Source organism: Chryseobacterium takakiae, assembly GCF_900129385.1.
Taxonomy (GTDB): Bacteria; Bacteroidota; Bacteroidia; order Flavobacteriales; family Weeksellaceae; genus Chryseobacterium; species Chryseobacterium takakiae.
Genome location: NZ_FQVO01000023.1, coordinates 1 through 20,960, shown reverse-complemented (window position 1 = coordinate 20,960; position 20,960 = coordinate 1). Strand labels below are relative to the sequence as shown.

At 37.0% G+C, this 20,960-nt stretch carries 16 protein-coding genes; 8 read left to right on the top strand and 8 right to left on the bottom strand.

Annotation, left to right across the window (positions count from 1 at the left end; translation table 11 throughout):
• Positions 1-152 precede the first annotated feature (152 nt).
• The 4 genes from BUA76_RS18600 to BUA76_RS19130 form a co-directional block, all read right to left on the bottom strand.
• Positions 153-350 (bottom strand): bacteriocin-like protein, encoded by a 198-nt coding sequence (locus BUA76_RS18600; protein WP_072886300.1) that lies wholly within the window; start codon positions 348-350, stop codon positions 153-155.
• A 101-nt stretch (positions 351-451) separates the two neighbouring features.
• The gene (locus BUA76_RS18595; RefSeq protein WP_072886303.1) at positions 452-1,954 is read right to left on the bottom strand and encodes a vitamin K epoxide reductase family protein; all 1,503 of its coding nucleotides are present in this window, start codon (positions 1,952-1,954) and stop codon (positions 452-454) included.
• Positions 1,955-2,039: 85 nt separating this feature from the next.
• Positions 2,040-2,879, bottom strand: coding sequence for a GLPGLI family protein (locus BUA76_RS18590; RefSeq protein WP_072886299.1), 840 nt, complete (start codon positions 2,877-2,879; stop codon positions 2,040-2,042).
• A gap of 57 nt (positions 2,880-2,936) precedes the next feature.
• Positions 2,937-3,158: a bacteriocin-like protein gene (locus tag BUA76_RS19130; RefSeq protein ID WP_143149950.1), complete on the bottom strand. Its 222-nt coding sequence runs from the start codon at positions 3,156-3,158 to the stop codon at positions 2,937-2,939.
• A 240-nt stretch (positions 3,159-3,398) separates the two neighbouring features.
• On the opposite strand from BUA76_RS19130, the gene BUA76_RS18585 reads away from it, so the two are divergent.
• Positions 3,399-3,767 carry a helix-turn-helix transcriptional regulator gene (locus tag BUA76_RS18585; RefSeq protein ID WP_072886298.1) on the top strand — a complete coding sequence of 123 codons (369 nt, stop codon included), beginning with the start codon at positions 3,399-3,401 and terminating at the stop codon, positions 3,765-3,767.
• 366 nt (positions 3,768-4,133) lie between these two features.
• Here the strand turns inward: BUA76_RS18585 and BUA76_RS18580 are convergent, their stop codons facing one another.
• The 4 genes from BUA76_RS18580 to BUA76_RS18565 form a co-directional block, all read right to left on the bottom strand.
• Positions 4,134-5,123 carry a DUF3810 domain-containing protein gene (locus BUA76_RS18580; protein ID WP_317041306.1) on the bottom strand — a complete coding sequence of 330 codons (990 nt, stop codon included), beginning with the start codon at positions 5,121-5,123 and terminating at the stop codon, positions 4,134-4,136.
• Between the two features lie 61 nt (positions 5,124-5,184).
• Positions 5,185-6,630 (bottom strand): MFS transporter, encoded by a 1,446-nt coding sequence (locus tag BUA76_RS18575; RefSeq protein WP_072886297.1) that lies wholly within the window; start codon positions 6,628-6,630, stop codon positions 5,185-5,187.
• A 41-nt stretch (positions 6,631-6,671) separates the two neighbouring features.
• Positions 6,672-7,403 carry a lysophospholipid acyltransferase family protein gene (locus BUA76_RS18570; RefSeq protein WP_072886296.1) on the bottom strand — a complete coding sequence of 244 codons (732 nt, stop codon included), beginning with the start codon at positions 7,401-7,403 and terminating at the stop codon, positions 6,672-6,674.
• Position 7,404: 1 nt separating this feature from the next.
• Positions 7,405-7,863 (bottom strand): GtrA family protein, encoded by a 459-nt coding sequence (locus BUA76_RS18565; protein ID WP_072886295.1) that lies wholly within the window; start codon positions 7,861-7,863, stop codon positions 7,405-7,407.
• Positions 7,864-8,094: 231 nt separating this feature from the next.
• Here BUA76_RS18565 and BUA76_RS18560 point away from each other — a divergent pair, with 231 nt between their 5' ends.
• The 7 genes from BUA76_RS18560 (at position 8,095) to BUA76_RS18530 (ending at position 20,659) form a co-directional block, all read left to right on the top strand.
• Positions 8,095-8,355 carry a hypothetical protein gene (locus BUA76_RS18560; protein ID WP_072886294.1) on the top strand — a complete coding sequence of 87 codons (261 nt, stop codon included), beginning with the start codon at positions 8,095-8,097 and terminating at the stop codon, positions 8,353-8,355.
• 262 nt (positions 8,356-8,617) lie between these two features.
• Positions 8,618-9,469 carry a BadF/BadG/BcrA/BcrD ATPase family protein gene (locus BUA76_RS18555; RefSeq protein WP_072886293.1) on the top strand — a complete coding sequence of 284 codons (852 nt, stop codon included), beginning with the start codon at positions 8,618-8,620 and terminating at the stop codon, positions 9,467-9,469.
• 20 nt (positions 9,470-9,489) lie between these two features.
• Entirely contained in the window at positions 9,490-11,784 is a 2,295-nt protein-coding gene (locus BUA76_RS18550) for an NADP-dependent malic enzyme (RefSeq protein ID WP_072886292.1), read from the top strand.
• A gap of 343 nt (positions 11,785-12,127) precedes the next feature.
• On the top strand, positions 12,128-12,712 hold the full coding sequence (gene ruvA, locus BUA76_RS18545) for a Holliday junction branch migration protein RuvA (RefSeq protein ID WP_072886291.1): 585 nt from the start codon (positions 12,128-12,130) through the stop codon (positions 12,710-12,712).
• Positions 12,713-12,769: 57 nt separating this feature from the next.
• The gene (gene sov / locus BUA76_RS18540) at positions 12,770-19,819 is read left to right on the top strand and encodes a T9SS outer membrane translocon Sov/SprA (RefSeq protein WP_072886290.1); all 7,050 of its coding nucleotides are present in this window, start codon (positions 12,770-12,772) and stop codon (positions 19,817-19,819) included.
• A gap of 110 nt (positions 19,820-19,929) precedes the next feature.
• Positions 19,930-20,307 (top strand): glycine cleavage system protein GcvH, encoded by a 378-nt coding sequence (gene gcvH, locus BUA76_RS18535; RefSeq protein WP_072886289.1) that lies wholly within the window; start codon positions 19,930-19,932, stop codon positions 20,305-20,307.
• A gap of 55 nt (positions 20,308-20,362) precedes the next feature.
• Positions 20,363-20,659: a VanZ family protein gene (locus tag BUA76_RS18530; protein WP_317041304.1), complete on the top strand. Its 297-nt coding sequence runs from the start codon at positions 20,363-20,365 to the stop codon at positions 20,657-20,659.
• Positions 20,660-20,960: the final 301 nt, after the last annotated feature.

Below are 20,960 nucleotides of genomic sequence, written 5' to 3'. Positions count from 1 at the left end.
ACCATAGTATTTGCTGACGATACGAAGACACGTAGGTCCGCAGTCTTTGGAATCTGGCTGAAGGTAGAAGGGAAAAGATTTCAAAATGGAGTTTTTTATTTAAGCAAGTTGCCGCCTTATGGCGACAACTGTAATTTTAAAAGGTTTAACTTTTAATAGCAGTATCTGTTGCAATAGTGCATGCAAAATGAAGTTCCGAAAGTAGGCTCATATGAATTCGGATCAGCCTGGCACGCTGCAAGGGTAGAGTAACATGCTACGGCAGCCTGTTGTGCAGCAACACATTCCGGAGTAATTCCTCCTTTTACTGATTTTAAATTTTCTTTTGAAAGTTTTTTTAGATTTTTCATAGTATTATAATATTAACTTGTTGTTTTTATAAGTTTGATATTCTATGTCTAAATAAATTTTTCCTAATTTAGTGAATTTTATAGTTCGAAAACTATTTTTATTAAATATCATCATCTTCCATCAGCTCATCCATAAAATAATATATATCTTCACGGTCATATTTATCAGGAAACTGATATCCATTGATCAGAATAATCGGTGTAAAATTAAGTCCTGCATTCCTGTTTTCAGCTGACATAATAATAAGGGGAGAAAGATCTTCATTGCCTGAGGTAATCCCTGCTTTCTGTCTTGTTTTATTTTCATCTTTTGTTTCAAACCAATATTCAACAAGGTTTAAGAAATCTTCAGAGCCTTTATTTTTATAGGTGTACATTAAATCGGAAATAAGATTTGTCGCCTTTTCATTCTGCTGATCCGGTGAATAATTAAACCTCATCTGAACAGAAATGTCCGGATATTTTTTAAGCAGATCTTCCATAATTTTGTGTGCATCTTTACAAAATCCGCAATAAGGATTTGAAATAACCGACAGATGAATTTTCGCATTTCTGTTTCCCACAAGGAATGTTTCATTGTCTGTAAATATTACTTTTTGATTTTCAAGAAGTTCTCTTTTAAACAAGTCATAATTTCTTTTAAATCTTAAATTTTTTGCATTTGATTTCTGGAGGTTTTCCTTTTCTCCGAGAATTGTATTAAGATATACGACAGAAAAAATAAGAACAGCCCATAAAATGATGCTCAGTATTGCAGTTTTAATATCAAAATAAACATTCTCAAAAAGAAAAATGCTAATAATAAGCTGGGCCACTAAAACAGAAATAATCAAAAGGCAAACCCGGCAGAACGTCTTTTCTACAAATCCCTGGATATATAACGAATAGCCGATAGCAAGCAGTGATACAACAGCAAAACCTTTCAAAACCAAAAAAGTGACAGGTAAAAAAAGTCCTAACACTGCAATGCCTATAAAATAAATCAATGAGAAATCTGAGAATTTTAGTCCCAGGATGCTGGTTTTATCCTGATTAATAATTTTATTACAGGCATTAACGGTTTGGTTTCCTGTTGTATCACCACAGATACTGCCTATCACTGCAGATGTACTCCCGAATTTCTGATTGAAAATTTCAAGAGAAATATAAACTCCGGCCAGTGAAAGAATATTAAATAAAGCTTCGTACCATGTCTGTGTTATGATTGAGTACAGAACTATGATTGTAAAAATGAGATATAGAAAAGGCTTGTAATTGGTAACAGATTTACTTACTGATGGATCTTTTTCAAAGAGCAGCACAAAATCGGTAGATTTCCTGTAAAGTTCATCCTTGCTTAACGTATTCGTTTTATCCGAATAAACCGAATATTGGCTTCCTGATTTTTTAACCATCGAAAAAGTATTGTCTACTATTGCAATAAATTCTTCGGGTAGTTCATCCCAATATTCCTTATCGAGTTCATAAGCATCATTTCTCACCCCCATAAAATTCAGGGTATCGCTGAAGGCTAACGCAGAAGGATAATTGGGGTGGGAATTGAACTGAAACATAAACTCCTGTTTATCAAGTTTAAGGTAATTGATAAGTTTGTCCAATGGCATATTAATATTTTTCACTAAAATAAGCAGATGTTTGTAGAAAACAAATATTTTTTCAATTTTGCGAGAAATAAATTTTTACAATCTACTATTTTGTTGGATATTTTATTGCATCTTCAAGTTCAATTGGGTTGTTGTTTTCTCTTATATACTTTTGTGCATTTTTTGTCATTTTATCAAAATCGGGAGGAGGTTGATGCTCTCCAGTTTTTTCATCAATCATATAAATAATTTTTTTCTCTTTCATTCTCCTGTACGGATCATTATATTCTGTAAGATATAATTTTATTAATTGCTTTTTATTTATAGTAATAGGTTTTTCTTCTATCCAAACTGACTGATTTATAATGCGGTTAATATCGTCATTAGTTTTGGCTATTTTGGTTAATTTGAATAAAAAATTATTTCTTGAATCTTTTAATTCTACTATTAATCCAGGTAAACCGTTAAAAATGTATGGACCTAAAGAAATTGGGCATTCTGTTGTAAACCAAGCTGACCAGTTTCTACCTTTATATGATAAAGTAGCTAGCTGGCAAGTAAAGCCATCAATGATTTTAATCTCTTTTTTTATTTGCCAATTCAAATTTGTTGCATTTTCATTTAGTACATACAACTTTTCATTAATTATATAGAATTTAGTATATATATTATTTTTTCTCTTAACCATAAAATTAATTTCATCATCCATAATGACTGTAGAATACTCTAAATTATTATTTTTAAGAGAATCTTTTTCCAATAAATTTTCAGAACAAAATATGTAACTCTGCGTATCTGCTAATAATGTCATATTTTGTACTTCTTTTTCTTTTCTGATCGTATCTTTTATGAAGTAGACATCATATGATAATTTTAATTGTTGAGCATTAATAAATGCTTTTAATTGTACAATTAATAGAAATAAGATTTGAAATTTAAACTTCATAATATATATATATTTAATAGTTGCCACTAAAAAAGTTTAGTAGCAACTATAGTTATTTTAACAACTTCCCATTGCAGTGTATGTTTTGCAATGATAACCACTTGGTGGATTACTACATTTTCCACTTCCGCCTCCTTTATAATCATCTTTGTTGCCCTGTAACGTATTTCTTTCATATACCCAACAGTTGCCTGCGGCCTCAATAGTATTGGTAAATGATAATACTCCCCCTTTTAGATCTTTCAATTCTTTTCTCGAAAGTTTCTTTAAATTTTTCATTTGTTGATTTTTTAATTAAAAATTACATTGCCGTACAACCCCCGGCATGGGGATTTTCCCGATCTGTTTCAATCTATACCTGCGCAAGTATAAATTGATTTTATTTAGCGCTATCAATATTGAAGAAACAAAACTATAAAAAAATAAATTTCGAAAAGCAGACATATTTTGCAACTTTCTTGCGATTTTCTTGCAAATTTTGCTTTGAGTTTTCATACATTTGCAATAAAGCACGTTAGGATGATTCAGGAAAAATTAAGAAATTTAAGAAAACAGAAAAAAATGTCTCAGGAAACTATGGCTAAAATATTATCCACCGATACTTCCAGTTATTCCCGTAAAGAAAACGGAAAATCAAAAATTCATGATGATGAGTGGGAAAAGCTGGCAAAAGCTTTAGAGGTTTCCGTTGACGACATTAAAGAGTCTGAAATTTCGGGAATTGTGCATAATGATAATTCTACTTTCAATGATCATTCTGGAAATTATTATCATCAGAACTTTAACATACCCCACTCTATAATAGATAATTTGCAGGATTATATAAAACTTTTAAAAGAGCAAATTGAATCTTTAAAACAAGAACTGGAAAATTTAAAAAATAAATAATTGAGCATCCTTCTGGATGCTTTTTTTCTTTCTTTCATTCATACTTTCTTCTGATTGATAAATTATTGTTGGTGCAGATGTGTCAATACAGCAAAATAATTCCAAAAAAAATTGTTTGATATAATCACCTGTTAATGAGTAATAATAGTAAGTTTGAAAGAAAAACTAAGAATATTAGAAATGTTAACAAAAATTATAATTTTTAAAATGTCCTAAATTTGTGAAAAAAAATATCAAAATATTTTTTTTTTTATAAAATAAATTGTACTTTTACAACGCCTTGAATGAGGGAACAAGTCAAGGTAATAAATTTTTTTTCATCATTTGTGTTTTTAGAATCGTATCGCCTGATACGATTCTTTTGTTTTATACCTTTTCGTAGTTAAGAAGGAGATTGATAAAATAAGAATAGGTGATAGATCCTTCCTGCTGATTGGATTTCAGAAACAGATTATTCGTAAACCCGAAAAAATCATCCAATAATCCCTGATGTTTTAAGATAAAAGCTTTTTCATACGCTCGGTCTCTTTTCATTTCCGGAGAGTAATTTTTTAAAATGGCTTTTACAAAAGCAGGATCCTTATCCAAGATATAGTTCAATAAACTTTTTAGTGTAAAATATTCCGTACTGTAGCGGAGTTCTATATTAGTAGAATTAATCCCGATCAGGTATCCTACAAAATTGGCTTCCTGTTCTCGTGCAAAACCAAGCTGGTGAGAACTTTCATGCGCTGATGTAAAGGGTATCAAGGTATTCGGCAGTTGGGAGTTGAATTGAGCTTCAGCAGTAAAAGGATTATAATATCCCAGAATTCCGGTAAAACTCATTCCGCTTTTAAAAATACTAGGCTTAAAAGAATTAATTTCAGGAACTGTTTTCTGTGAAATATTTTCAGGAAGCATCGTCTGGCGCTTAAGAATTTCATTTTGTACCGCATTCAGATCTTTAATGATGAAAATGCCGTTTGCATCTTCGCGTGCCAGCTTTCTCGTTTCTTTACATTTCTGAAGGTATTGTAAGGCTAACATTTTAGCTTTTTCAACCGTTGGCTCTTGTTGTGAAGATAGTTTTTTGATAATCGGAGTCTGGAAATACAACATTCCCCAGAATATCTGATAAAGAAAATAGAAAGTATTGAGGCAAATAAGAATTTGTAGCAAAGCTCTTTTTCTTCTGGCTTTCCTGAAGCATCCGGTAATGTTGTATATGAGAAAGATTCCCATAGAAATGTAAAGAACATCTCCAAACGAAAAAGGAATCAATGAAAAAATAAGCTGATGAAACTTCTTTTGGTTTTCAAAGAAATTTTCAAAAAATCCAACAATTTCAGATGATCTGGAGAATAAAAAGAACAAAACAAATTGGGCAAGTAATAAACCTGCCCAAAATCTTTTCTTATATATTATTTTTGATGTATTAGTGACCACTGCCTTTTGTGATTTTGTCAAGATCAATTCCCTGGGATTTCAAAATTCCGCTTACTCGTATCGCATAGAAAGCAAGATACGCAAAACAGATTACCCCCACAATATAACTGAAATGGATATTGGTAAGATCTGCTACATATCCCTGGATAAGACTTACAATCCCACCTCCCATAATCATCATAATCAAAAGTCCGGAACCTTCATTGGTATGCTTTCCAAGACCGTTGATTGCCAAAGCAAAAATACACGGCCAGAGCGTAGAGCAGAATAAGCCCACGCTTGTGAAAGCATATACGGAAACCATTCCTTTAGTAAACATTCCTATTAATAAAGCTGCAATACCTGCTACAGAGAAAATCAGAAGCATTCTTGCCGGATTACCTTTACTCATAATATCGCAGATAATCATGGCAATAATAATCAATCCGTATACATAGAAATGCGACAGATCGTGTTTCGCGATGGCATTAACAAGTAAGAAAACCCCGAATGCAAGGTAAGGCGCGAGAAACCGCAGGATTTTTTTAGCACCTGCGCTTACGTCAAATGCTTCAACGGCACCGGTCCAACGTCCGATCATCAATGAAGCCCAATATAAGGAAATATAAGGTGCTACATCTTTCGTTTCAAAACCTAAGCTTTTTTCCATATAGGCAGGAAGATTACTTGCCGTAGAAACTTCCACCCCAACATATACAAATATGGCAATCATCCCCATGAAAAGCTGCGGATATTGGAAAGCCGACTTTCTGTGTTCTCCCGGAACAATATCGTCTGTATCTTCTGTAATTGTTGGTGTGATAGCCGGAAGAGATGAAAATTTAAGCATGATAGCTACCAGAACAAAGGCCGCTCCTAAAATAAGATAAGGAACTTTTACACTTTCAACACTCACATCCTGGGTTGCAGCTGCTGCCGAACCAAAAATCGCGAAAGATACAATAAGCGGGCCTATCGTTGTTCCGAGGTTATTGATTCCTCCTGCCATCGTAAGCCTCTGAGAACCGGTTTCTGCAGGACCAACTTCAATGGCTAAAGGGTTTGCCACAATCTGCTGAAGTGAAAATCCTAGTCCTACAATAAAAAGCCCTGAAATCATCAGTGGGAAAGAATGCAGATTGGCTGCAGGATAAAACAAAAGAGTTCCCGCTGCAGAAATAAGTAGACCTACAATAAGACCGTTTTTATACCCGATTTTATTGACCAAATCCTGTTTTATACCTTTGGAAACAGCCATGTAAATCAATGAACCTACAGTATATGCCACATAGAAGCATATTTGCACCAGCATACTTTCGGTTTGTGATAATTTAAAAGCTTTTTGAAAAACCGGGATCAAAATGTCATTACTTGCCGCCACAAATCCCCAGAAGAAAAATACAGTAACCAATGGGATGAATTGTCCCCAATTGGTTTGTTTAGAATAATTTGACATATTTGTTGAAAATTTCTGAAAACAAATATATATTATTTCTTTTAATTATAGTGTTTTAGCAATACTTTTTTTATTGTCTCAAAAGAAGACAATTTAAGCTCTTTAGGAGGTGCGGAAGGGTATAAAATTCCGTTAAAATATACTTTTGCTTTACCCGGATAACCCTTTGAATTGTCAAACGGGAAAATTTCCTTTAATCCTACGAATGTATAGATTACAATTGGCGAATTATGTTTGGAAGAAAGGGTAAAAGCGCCGTCTTTAAATTCATCAAGAATGATGGTAGTGTCATCCGGAACACCGCCTTCGGGGAAGATAACAATGCTGTTTCCCTCCTCCATCTTTTCGGCACATCTTCTGTAAACGTCGGCACGGCTTCTTGCGCTTCCACGGTCTACCATCACGCATATTCTTTTATAGATTGTTCCAAAAATCGGGATTTTTACCAATTCTTTTTTACCTACAAAACAGATGGGATGATCGGCACATAAAATGCACATCAGCATAATATCCATAATGGAAGTATGATTGGAGATAAATACATACTGCTGGTTTTTGTCCAGCGTCTCTCCGGAAAGTTTGGTCAGCTCGTAACGAAGGCCCATTCCATAAAAAATACAATAGCTCCAGTATCTTACAAACCGATATGCATATTTGTAATGTTTTTTGTTGAATGATAACAGATACACCGGAAGCCCAAAAATCAGGGTGAAAATAAAGGCTAATATCAGGAGCCAGGCTCGCCAGAGGTAATTTAAAATTTTTCCAGCCATCTTATCCGTTAAAAATTATTTTTTTCTTGATGGAATAATTAAGAACGGAAACCAGAAGAATTGCAGCAATCTTGCTGATAATCTCAGGACTTAAAGAATAAATAATAAGATCAAATGTATCCTTAAAAATATAGCTGTAAAAAATCTGGAAAAAACCAAGACTCAGAAAAGTCGAGATGAAAGATACTGCCATAAAATAAGCAAACTCTTTTCTCTTGGAATGTTTTCCTCTTTCAAAAACAAACCAGATGCTCAGAAAATAATTGGTAATGATTCCGCAGCTTGTGGAAAAAATATTACTTAAAGGATAATGTATCCCGTGGAAATTGGTTTCGCGGGGAAAGAAATGAGGTATTGCCGTACTGAAAAGTTTAAAACTCCCGATTTCAACAATGGCACTCAGCCCTCCTGCGATTATGAAGAATAAAACCTGTTTCTGCCGTAATAGTAAATCTCTCATCCGATGATATAATGTGCAAATTTATAACTATATGTTAAACACTGAAAAAAGATGTTAAAAATTTTTTTAGATACAAAATAATTTCTAATTTTAGTTTTCCGGAATGATAAAGGCTTCACCTGATAATAAATTCATTTTCAACTATTTGTGTTGATGGTATTTTCTATCTTGTAATATGATTCAATCATACTTTCAAAAATAATTTTTACGATCACTTTTAATAATATTTGTATGAAAAGTCAAAACAAATACAGGAAATTCCAGCTTCAGCAAAAAAATATTGAAGCGCTAGAACGAGAAAACTCACGCTTTAAACGGGTGTATTCCGAGTACGAAAATATGTCCGAAGAACTCTGGAACCTTGAAAATTCCAATGATGAACCGGTTCCCGATGATTTTATCAATGCCATGATCCTCCAGACATCCTACCTTGAAGATGAAATCGAAGACTGGCTGGTTCAGTTTAATGATAAAAAAGCGGAAATAAATTAACAATGATGCAACACAGAAGAACTTGAGGGAGCCGAACAGAACTTGTCCGGCTTTCTTTTTATTTTAGATCAATTGAAACTCCAGTTATTTAAAGTTAAATAAAACCGCAGAGACTTCCTGCGGTTTTTCTATATAAAATCATTACCACGCATCAGCTTTTAAAACATTTGCTGAAAACAAATAACACATATGTCATGTTCATAATCCGCCATCTTACAAGATAAATTCATAATTTAGCATCCTTAAACTAAAATGGAAAAATATGGTTGCTATTGTTGATAGTGGTTCTACAAAATCAGACTGGATCATTCTGGACGAATTTAAAAACGTCTTTCTGAAAGCAGAAACCATTGGCTTCAACCCGAATTTTATCAGCAAAGAACTTATCGTTCCCGAAATTGAAAAAAATATAAGCTTAAATTCCGTTAAAAATTCCATCACCAAAATCTATTTCTATGGCTCAGGATGCGGTGTTCAGCAAAATTGTGATATCATCATAGAAGAAGTGGGAAAGGTCTTTACCAATGCAGAAATCATTGTGAAAGAAGATCTCACGGCAGCAGCCTATGCAGCCTACAGAGGAAAACCTGCCATTGTTTGTATTCTTGGTACAGGATCGAATTCTTGCTATTTTGACGGACAAAATATAAAAATCCAGTTGCCTTCCTTAGGATTTCTGGTTGGCGACGAAGGAAGCGGAAGCGCTATCGGAAAACAGCTTGTCAGAAGATTCTTTATGCAGAAACTTCCCGAAGATCTTTCCTGCGAATTTGAACAAACGTATAAGCTGACGGTGGATGAAGTGCTGAAGAACATGTATCACAGCACACGTCCCAATGCTTTTCTTGCAGATTTCAACAAATTTGTGGTGGAAAGAAAGGGACATCCCTACTTACGGAAAATGGTACACGATGAAATGCTCAATTTCTTCGATTATCAGGTGCTTCCATACAAAGAATCAAAAGATGCCGAAATCAATTTCATCGGTTCAATAGCTTATTACTATGAAGATGTTTTGCGCGCAGCTGCGGCAGAACTTAATTTACATGTGGGACAGATCGTACAGAAACCTATTGAGAGTTTAGTCGATTATCACATTCAATATATATTATAACTAAAAACAAAATTCATTATATGTCAAGTAAAACCCACCGCGACGAAAAGAACTTTAATCAGGCCGCGTTAGATTATCATAAAGCCGAACCTAAAGGAAAAATCGAAGTGATTCCTTCAAAACCGCACTCCTCGCAGAGAGATCTGTCACTGGCCTATTCGCCGGGGGTTGCAGTTCCCTGCATGGAAATCCACGATAAGCCGGAAACCGTTTACGACTATACGGGAAAAGGAAATCTCGTTGCTGTTATCTCCAATGGTACGGCAGTGCTGGGATTGGGAGATATCGGTGCAGAAGCTTCTAAGCCGGTAATGGAAGGAAAAGGTCTTTTGTTCAAAATTTTTGCAGACATCAACGTCTTTGATATAGAGATCAACGAAAAAGATCCCGACAAGTTTATCGAGATCGTAAAGGGTATTGCGCCTACTTTCGGAGGAATTAACCTTGAAGATATTAAAGCTCCGGAAGCATTTTATATCGAACAACGGTTAAAGGAAGACCTGGATATTCCACTAATGCACGATGATCAGCACGGAACTGCCATTATCTCTGCAGCAGCTTTAATAAACTCTTTAAAAATTGCCAATAAAAAAATTGAAGAAGTAAAGATGGTAGTAAATGGAGCCGGAGCGGCTGCTATTGCATGTACCAATCTTTACATTTCTTTAGGGTTAAAGAGAGAAAATGTCCTGATGTGCGACAGTAAAGGCGTGATCAACCATAAGCGGGAAAACCTTACTCCTGAAAAATTGGATTTTGTTGCTCAAACGGATATCGATACCCTGGAAGATGCAGTGAAAGGCTCGGATGTTTTCGTAGGATTGTCTAAAGGAAATGTAATGACACCGGAAATGTTATTAAGCATGAATGACAACCCGATCGTTTTTGCGTTGGCCAATCCGGATCCTGAAATTGCCTATGATCTTGCCATTGAAACCCGCAAAGATGTGATTATGGCAACCGGAAGAAGTGATTATCCTAACCAGGTAAACAATGTGCTGGGATTCCCATATATTTTCCGCGGAGCACTGGATGTGCAGGCAAAAACAATTAATGAGGCCATGAAGCTGGCTGCCGTTCATGCCATCGCAGATCTTGCCAAAGAACCTGTTCCTGAAGCGGTAATTCTTGCCTACAACCTTCAGAATCTTCATTTCGGAAGAGAATATTTTATCCCGAAACCATTCGATAACCGTTTGATAACCAAAGTATCAAGCGCAGTAGCAAAAGCTGCTGTGGAAAGTGGGGTAGCCCGAAAAACCATCACGGATTTCGATGAATATGAAAACAGTCTTCTCGACAGAATGGGAAGGGATGAAAAGCTGGTGAGAATGATGCAGAACAGAGCGAAAGCAAATCCTAAGAGAATTACTTTAGGAAATGCCGAAGAGTATAATGTACTGAAAGCTGCGCAGATTCTTTATGAAGAAGGAATTGCTTACCCGATTCTTTTGGGAAGTAAAAAATACATTAAAGAACAGATGGAACGCTTCGGGATTGACCTTGATGTTCCGATTATTGATCCAAGTGACGACGACCAGAAGGAAAACAGAAAAAGATATAGGGAAACGCTGTGGAAACTTCGTCAGAGAAAAGGAATGAATGAGTATAAAGCCAAAAGATTCGTTCGTCAGAGAGATTATTTCGGGCCTTTGATGCTGAAACACGGAGATACGGACGGGCTGATCGTTGGGTTCTCTAAAAACTACGCGTCTACCCTGAGACCGGTTCTGGAAGTTATTGAAAAAGATAAAGGAGTAGATAAAGTAGCGGCCATGATGATGATCCTCTCGGAAAAAAAACCGATTTTCTTTGCAGATACTTCTATCAATCAGAATCCTACCGCTGAAGATCTGGTAAATATTGCCAAAATGGCAGAGTTTACCGTAAAATCTTTCGCGATAGAACCAAGAATTGCCATGCTGGGATTTGAAAACTTCGCCGCGATTTCCGAAACTTCAAAAAAAGTCGCAAAAGCGGTAAGCATTCTTCACGAAAAATATCCTAAAATGGTTGTAGACGGTGAAATTCAGCCGGATTTTGCCATGAATTCGGATCATTTAAGTGATTATCCGTTCTCAAAATTAGGAACAACACCTGCCAATACATTCATTTTCCCAAATCTTGAAAGTGCCAATCTATCCTATAAAATTATCAGGGGTATGAAGGTTGCACAAGTGATAGGACCAATTTTGATGGGGTTAAAACAGCCGGTACACGTGCTTCAGATGCGTTCCAGCGTAGATGAAATCGTGAATCTTGCCACGATTGCTGTTTTGGATGCGCAAAGGAGAGAAAAAAAAGATAAAAAATAATCGGACAAAATACAATTACCGATCTTTAAAATTATGATAAAGACTTCATTTCTGGAGTCTTTATTTTTTTATTTTGAAGGGTAAAAAAATTATCCATATAAATCTCCAGGTTTATCTGCATAAATCTTTCAATTTATCTGTATGATTTTCTGAAGTTAGCAGTAGCAATTTGGAAACTTATCCTTTTAAATAAAGAATACTATCAAAGTTAATTTTCAAGTATTTCATTTTTGGACCTGATCTTTAAAATTCAAATTAAAAATTAAGTTAAAAAGCATTCGTGTCTGAAATGAAAACATTAATTACTTTAATTTGCTATATTTGGGAGTTTTAAAAATTAATAATGATATTTTCACTACAAGGCATGGTTCAGGAACTTACGCCTACCTACGCAGTGATCAATGTCCAGGGCGTTGGTTACTATGTAGGGATAAGTTTAATGACCTCACAAACCCTTACTACAAATAAGGAGACCTTTCTTTATATACAGCAGATTATCAGGGAAGATGCTCATTTGCTGTTCGGTTTCAAAACCAGATCAGAAAAAGAGATGTTTAATCTGTTAATAAGCGTTAACGGAGTGGGCGCTGTATCTGCCCTTATTTTACTGTCTACTTTAAGCCTAGATGAGATTGCTTCAGCTATTCTGTCAAGAAACAGTGCCCTGATCCAGAAAGCGAAGGGGATCGGTGCTAAAACCGCAGAAAGAATTATTGTAGATCTTAAAGATAAAGTCCAGAAATTCAGTGATCCGGAGCAAAATATTTCTACCCTCGCAAATAATAAAGTGAAGGAAGAATCGTTATCTGCATTAGAAGTTTTGGGCATTCCTAAAAGGATGAGCGAAAAACTTGCAGACAAAATTATCAAGCAAAATCCGGAGATTTCAACCGAAGAACTGGTAAAACAAATTTTAAAAAACATTTAACATTTGGTGGCAAATAGTAAGTATCTCAAAATATTCCTTTTCCTGTCGTTCATATGTATGTCAGTAATGACATTTGCACAGCAAAGACCGGCGGTGGGGGATACAGCTATAATAAAAAAAGACTATCAGCTTGCAGATCCTACGCAGTATGAAGCTTATTACGATATAAAAACCGGAATGTATTACGTATATCCGAAAATCGGAAATACCATTACAGGTCCTCCTACGGCAATGTCTCCCGAAGATTATAAAGAATTTATGATGGCGGAGCAGACAAGGGCTTATTATAAGGAAAAATCAGACCGCTACAGCCTGATGTTCCGAAAAGATAAAAGTGATGCTGCCAGAAAAGGATTAATTCCTTCTTTAACGATTAATAACCGTCTTTTTGAAACCCTTTTCGGAAGCAATAAGATAGAGATCATTCCTTCAGGATATGTTTCTTTCGATTTTGCAGGGCTTTATCAGAAGATTGATAATCCTTTGATTTTACCCCAAAACAGAACCAGCTTTACCTTCGATATCGATCAAAGAATTCAGTTGGGTTTATTAGGAAAAGTAGGAGAAAACCTTCAGCTGAAAGCCAATTATGACACCCAAAGCGGCTTCGCATTTGAAAACAGGATGAACCTGGTATGGCAGGCGAAAGGAAGCTGGAAAGATCTTCAGCAGAAAGGACTTCAGGATGTGGATAAACCCAGTTCGGGAGGTGAGGATAAAATCATTAAAAGAGTAGAATTCGGTAACGTAAATATGCCGCTGTCAACCAGCTTGATACGCGGTTCGCAATCATTATTCGGGGTAAAGACAGAGTTTCAGCTGGGAAAAACGTATGGTACGGTAGTGCTTTCCCAACAGCAGGGAGAAGCAAGAAATATTACCGTTCAGGGTGGTGGTGTTATGAACACCTTTAAACTCAACGCTATTGATTATGAGGATAACCAGCACTACTTTATCGGGCATTATTTCCTGGATAATTATGATAATGCTTTATTAAACTATCCACAGATCAACTCTAAGATAAGCATCACCAGAATGGAAGTCTGGGTGCTTGATCAGGGGAACAGCAATCTGCAGTACCAGAAAAGTATTGTGGGAGTCAGGGATCTTGGCGATGCTCCCGGTGTTCTTCCGAATAATGATCAGCCGGGCTTTAATTTGTATTCCACCGTAAATGCTTTGCCGGGACTAAGGGATGCAAGTACCGCTTATAATGCAATAAAAGGAGCCAATCTTCCGGTTGCTACCGGTGGTACGGAACCTTACGTGGACGGAGAACATTTTATATTTAATAAAAAAGCAAGGAGATTAAATACCAATGAATATATACTTCAGCCGCAGTTAGGATACATTTCATTAAATCAAAAGTTAAATGATAACCAGCTTTTGGCGGTATCATTTTCCTATACGGTAAATGGAAGCAACCAGGTGTACAAAGTCGGGGAATTCTCTGAAGAAAGTACAGTGTTGATGGCGAAATTGTTAAAGCCTAATACCACGGTGAAAACTTCTTCGCCTATGTGGGACCTGATGATGAAAAACATTTATTCCCTGGATGCAGGACAGGTAAATCAGGACGGATTTATCCTGAATGTTTTATATAGAGATCCGCAGTCAGGAGGTAAATTAAACTATCTTCCGGTAGCCAATAACCCGCAGGTAAACAATGTTCCTTTAATCAAATTGCTGAACTGGGACCGACTGAATGCCAACGGCGACTTACAGACCAACGGAAATACAACCGGGGACGGTATTTTCGATTTTGTTAACGGAATTACCATCAGACCGGAAACGGGAAGGGTGATCTTTACTAAAGTACAGCCATTCGGGAGTTATATTCAAAATGTAATCGGAAGTAATGATCCTCAATATGTATTTGCAGACCTGTATGATCAGCAGAAACAGGTGGCAACTGCAAGCAACCTCGCATTGAGGTACACTATTGAAGGTCGTTATAAAGGAACACAGGGGCAGGGAATTTCTCTTGGCGCCGTTAATGTTCCGCAGGGTTCTGTAAAAGTTTCCGCAAACGGAGTTCAACTTACTGAAGGTATCGATTATACCGTAGATTACATGCTCGGTACGGTAACGATCATCAACGAACAGGTGAAACAATCCGGACAGGCAATCAATATCTCATTAGAAAATCAGCTTACCTTTAATACTCAGAGAAAACGTTTCTTAGGATTAAATTTAGAAAGAAGATTCAATGAAAACTTTATCTTAGGAGGAACCGTCGTTAATTATTCCGAATCGCCCCTTACCCAAAAAGTAAATTACGGACAGGAAGCGGTAAACAATACAATGGCGGGAATAAACCTGATGTACAACAGCCAGCTTCCATTCCTGACAAGATTAACAGATAAAATTCCGTTTGTAAATACAGAAGCGCCTTCTAATCTGAACTTTAAAATGGAGACTGCATATTTGCTTCCTGGTTTAAATAAAGGAATTAATGACCAGTCTTATATTGATGATTTTGAACAAACGACTTCCAAAATTACCTTAAAGGAACCAACGGCGTGGAGCCTTGCTTCAAAACCGGAAAAGAACCAGTCTGACCCTCTTTTTGCGGGAGCCGGTAAAAATAATGATATTACAGAAGGATACGGAAGAGGTTTGCTGTCCTGGTATAATATTGATCCTCGATTCTGGGGAGTGGGAGGAAGGGCTCCGAATGGTATTACCCCGCAATCGGTTTCCAATCATGCTTCCAGAAGGGTTCAGTTTTCAGAAATTTTTAACAACAGGGATTTTGTTGCCGGCGAGCAAACCTATACCAATACGTTTGATATTTCGTATTATCCTGCTGAAAAAGGACCTTACAATTCCAATCCTGCCACAGAAAATACGGCACAGCGATGGGCAGGTATTATGAGACCAATTTCGGTATCCAACTTTGTAAGCTCAAATATCGAGTATGTGGAATTCTGGATGATGGATCCTTATGCGGACGGAAATACTTTAGGAACAAATCCGAAACTTTTATTACAGTTGGGTAACGTTTCCGAAGATATCCTGAAAGACGGACAAATGCAGTATGAGAATGGATTACCGACTCCTGCCGCGCCATCCACTACTACAAGCTCAAACTGGGGAACCCAGCCTAAACAGCCGCCGATTTTATATGCGTTCTCTAGTGAAGGTGCAGACAGAACGGCTCAGGACTTAGGATATGATGGTTTAAGCTCAGATCAGGAAGCAGCTTTGTTCGGGAATACATTTGTTAACCCGGTTACTAATATTTCAGACCCTGCCGTAGATGATTTCGTATTCTACATGTCAAACAGCTTCACCGGAAATCAGGCCTCATCGCTGGTACAGCGCTACAAATACTTCAGAGGCCCTGAAGGGAATTCCCAGAGCAACTCGCTGGAAGTTGCCACACAGACTCCGGACTCTGAAGATATTAATAAAGATTACAACCTTGATCAGAGTGAAAGCTATAATCAGTATGAAGTAAGACTTGATCAGGGAAGTTTAGCTTTAGGACAAAACAATATTGTTGATGTTAAAACAGTTCAGGCACAGTTCCAAAACGGACAGACTTCTCAGGTAAAGTGGTATTTGTTCAGAATCCCGGTTTCACAATATGTAGCAACTGCCGGAGATGCAGATCCTTCAATCCTGAATAATGTAAGATTTGCGAGGTTATTATTAACCGGCTTTGATCAGACTTCAACCTTAAGATTCGGAACGATGGATCTTGTAAGATCAGACTGGAGAAAATATCCTAAAAATATCGCACAGTATGGTTCTGCAATTCCTGATCCTGCAACCGATGAAGGAAGCCAGATCACAGACACCAGCAATCTTGATGTAGGAAGCGTGAACATTGAGGAAAATGCTTTAAATCAGCCGCCTTACGTACTTCCTCCGGGAATCGACAGACAAATCCTTAGCGGAAATGCCGGAGCACAGAGACAAAACGAAGCTTCATTATACATGAATATTAAAAATCTTCCTAATGCACAGGCGAGAGGAGTATTTAAAAATACCTCGCTGGATATGAGAAGATATAAGAAATTAAAACTTTTTGTTCATACACATGACCCTCTTAACAGAGATGCCAATATCGGGCAGATTGACCCTAAAACCAAATTCTTTATCCGTTTCGGAAGTGATGCCACGGATAATTACTATGAGTATGAAGCATCATTGAAAATAACTTCCAATTCATCTACAACGCCAATGGAAATATGGCCAATGGAAAATGATGTCGATCTGGATATTCAGGATTTTGTGGACGCTAAACTAAGAAGAGATAAAAACAGCCCGAACAATATCTCTGAAAGGATAAAAGATAATGTCTTTGATGAAGGAATTAACAATAAAAGAATTTACATTAAAGGACGTCCGAGCTTAGGAAATATTACCACCATCATGATCGGTGTACGAAACGGTGTGGACAGGGCAGATCCCGGTTTTAACCTTGAAAGAGTTCTTTGGGTTAATGAAATCCGCCTTTCAGAGATCGAAAACGATGGCGGTTATGCTGGAAATGCAAGCCTTAATTTTAATCTTGGTGATTTTGCTACGGTAAACACCAGCGCTTCTTACACCTCGGTAGGATTTGGAAATATAGATTCTAAACCCGCCGAGAGAACACAGTCTACACAATCTGCTTTCAGTATTAATACGGCTGTAAACGTTGATAAATTCCTGCCAGAAAAGACAGGAGTGAAAATCCCTTTAAATTATTCCTATTCTCAGACCATTGAGGATCCTAAATATAATCCTCTGGATACCGATGTAGAATTTAAAAAAGCAGCCAACCGGGAAGAGCTTAAGAAAGTAGCAAGAACATATACCCAGCAAAGAAGCATTGGTGTTGTAAACATGCATAAGGAAAGAATGAATCAGAATAGAAAGCCAAAATTCTATGATGTGGAAAACCTTTCGGTAACTGCCGTTTATAATGATGATTTTTACAGGGATATTTATACCAAGAGAAATTATAGACAATATCTGAGAGGATATATTGATTACAATTATACTTTCAAGCCTTGGGTCATCCGTCCTTTCAATAAAATGATCAGTGATACAGCGAAATCCACAAAATACCTGAGATGGGTTAAAGAATTTAACCTTAACCCGATACCTACGAGATTCTCTTTCAGAACGGAAGTAGACAGAAATTATAACGAATTGGAGTTCCGTAATATTGATGCTATTTTAAGCGGAAATTATGCCGATGATTTCGGAGCTATCAAAAACAGGAATTTCTATTTTGGCTGGCAGTATGGGTTAGGATTTAATTTTACTAAATCTTTAAAACTTGAAATTAATTCTGCTACCAGAACATTAAATGATAATGTGGATGTAAATACTATGGACAACAATTCCATCTTCGGAAATGTATTCAGAGCCGGGAGACCGGTATTATATAACCACAGAGTTCAGCTAACTTACAAGCTTCCGTTTCAGTATCTTCCTTATCTCGACTTTATTGATGCGGAAATGCAATACGGATTCACTTATAACTGGAATGCAAGGTCTACCGTTCTTCTGTCGAGTCCGGATGGAAGTCTTGGGTCAATCGGACAGAATACCAATATTATCCAGGCCACTGCTTCCGCAGACTTTACAAAATTTTTCGGACAGTTTGGCTATTTTAAAAAAATTTCTTCGAAACTTCAGAAACGTAAGCAGGAAATTGATTCCTTAAATAATGCTTACACTCAGGCGTGGGATAAAAACAGGTATGCTTATAAAAAATACAAGTTTAAAAACAGACTGACTCCCCTGCAGAGTATGGCGTATTTATTAACATCAATCAAACAGCTGGATGTTAATTACTCCGAAAATAATGGCACTGTTTTACCGGGATTATTGTCGGCTCCTAACTGGTATGGTTACGGACAAACTTTAGGTGGCCCTACCATCGGATTCCTTTTCGGCTCACAGGCAGATATCCGAAGAACCGTTATGGAAAATGGCTGGGTAAGTGATTCCGAATTCATGACAGATCCTTACGTGCGGATGTCCACAAGAGAACTTCGGGCCAATTTACAGGTAATGCCGATGAACGATCTCAGAATTGATATCAGTGCGTTGCACAATTACAACAGAAACTTTACGCATACCGGATTCAACTATAGAGATCCAAATACAGGAATCGCCAATCCGGATTATACTTTTGCCAACGATATGGTTACGTATTCCAATTCTGTAATTTTATTAAAAACAGCTTTCAAAGATGGTACCGCAATTTATCAGGCGATCAGAGAAAACGCAAGAACATTATCTCAGCAAATGCCGGGAGCACTGGAACCGAACGGATTCAAAGACGGATACGGAATATCAAATGCCTATATTCTTATTCCTGCATTCAGGGCAGCAGTGGAAGGTAAAAGCCCGAAAATGATGACCAACCCCAAAAAAGCAGGGCTTCCAATTCCGAACTGGAAGATTACCTATTCCGGACTCAGAAATATCCCGATTATCAACGGGCAGTTCTCCAAGTTTGATGTTCTGCATGCTTACCAGGCAACGTATACCGCGACGGGAGTACAGTCCAGCATAGATTATTTTAATACGCTCAATAATCTTAATGCAACCCAGAGAGATATCAACGATGATTATATCAATCCGTTCACATTTGCTCAGGTAGGCTACGTAGAAAACTTTTCCCCATTGATCGGGGTTGATATGACGATGAGAAATAATATACAGTTTGGTCTCCAGTACAACCGTTTAAGAACTCTGTTATTAGGATTAGTCAATCATACTTTAACCGAAGATTCAAACAGTGAATATGTAGTGAGAGTTGGATATATTATCAGAAATTTCAGACTGGGAATGGCCAACACGGGAGGAAGAGGAAAAGCAAAAGGAAGCGACCTGAACATCAGAGGAGATTTCTCCCTGAGAGACAGCAGAACCAGCATCACCAATATCCTGTTGGATGACTCCCAGGTTACCGGAGGCCAAAGGTTAATGAATATAAAAGTCTCTGCAGACTACAATGTTTCAGAAAACCTGAATCTGAGAGTATTCTACGAACAGATGACCTCAAAATATAAAATATCAACAGCATTCCCGCTGTCAACCATAAGAGCCGGAATTTCTGCAACATTTACCTTCGGAGATTCAGGAGGTTTCTAATTAGAAAGAAAATAAATTTAAATGTCCTTCAATTTGGAGGACATTTTTTATCTCCAATATTTGAAGCTTCTGGAATTTTGAATACATTTGTACAAAATAAAAAATTAAAAATGAACACACCATCAGAATTAAAGTACACTAAAGATCACGAATGGATTAAGATCGAAGGTAATGTTGCTACAATCGGTATTACAGACTTCGCACAGGGAGAGCTTGGGGATATCGTTTATGTAGATGTATATACGGTAGATGATGATCTTAACGGAGGAGACGTTTTCGGAAGTGTGGAAGCTGTAAAAACAGTTTCAGACTTATTCTTGCCGATTTCAGGAAAAGTGATTGAGTTCAATTCAGAACTTGAAGACCAGCCTGAACTATTGAACTCAGACCCTTACGGAAACGGATGGATCATCAAATTAGAAGTAGCTGAAGGTGCAGATCACTCAGAATTACTTTCCGCTGAAGATTATCAGGCTATCATTGGATAAAATTTCAAAAATATTTAGTAAGATACTGCCCATTTATTGGGCATTTCTTACTTATATGCTCCTGAAACCCGGCGAAGAAAACCACGAATATTGGTTTATGTTTCAAGGCATCGACAAACTTTTGCATCTAAATATTTTTGCTGCACTCGGATTCTGTTTCATCGCTGCATTCCCAAAGATCAGATTTTACTACTTCATCCAGATTATTCTTATTTACGCTTTTCTCACAGAAATTCTCCAGGAAGAAATGGGATTAGGCAGATCTATGGAAACACTGGACATCGTTGCAGATACCATTGGCTGTCTCATCGGCTACTATATATATAAGCTTATTGTCAAAAGATTTTCCTAATCTACTCATCAATCTCACCAATTACCTATATACTTTCACCCTTCACCCTCCAATCCTCTACATTCAATTTGAATCAGGAGCTTATTCCGGCTTTCCGCACTCGCTATTTTAATGTTTTTAGTCGCGGCGGCGGAGCCACCGCGACTAAAAACATTAAAATGAGCTCAGACAGTTGCTTCAATCCGGGCTAGGGTGGAAGAGAAGTAAGAAGTAAGAAGTAAGAAGTGAGCAGTGAGAAGTGAGAGGTGAAGTAAGAAGTAAGACGTGAGAAGTAAGAAGAAAGAGGTGGGACATCTGGAGT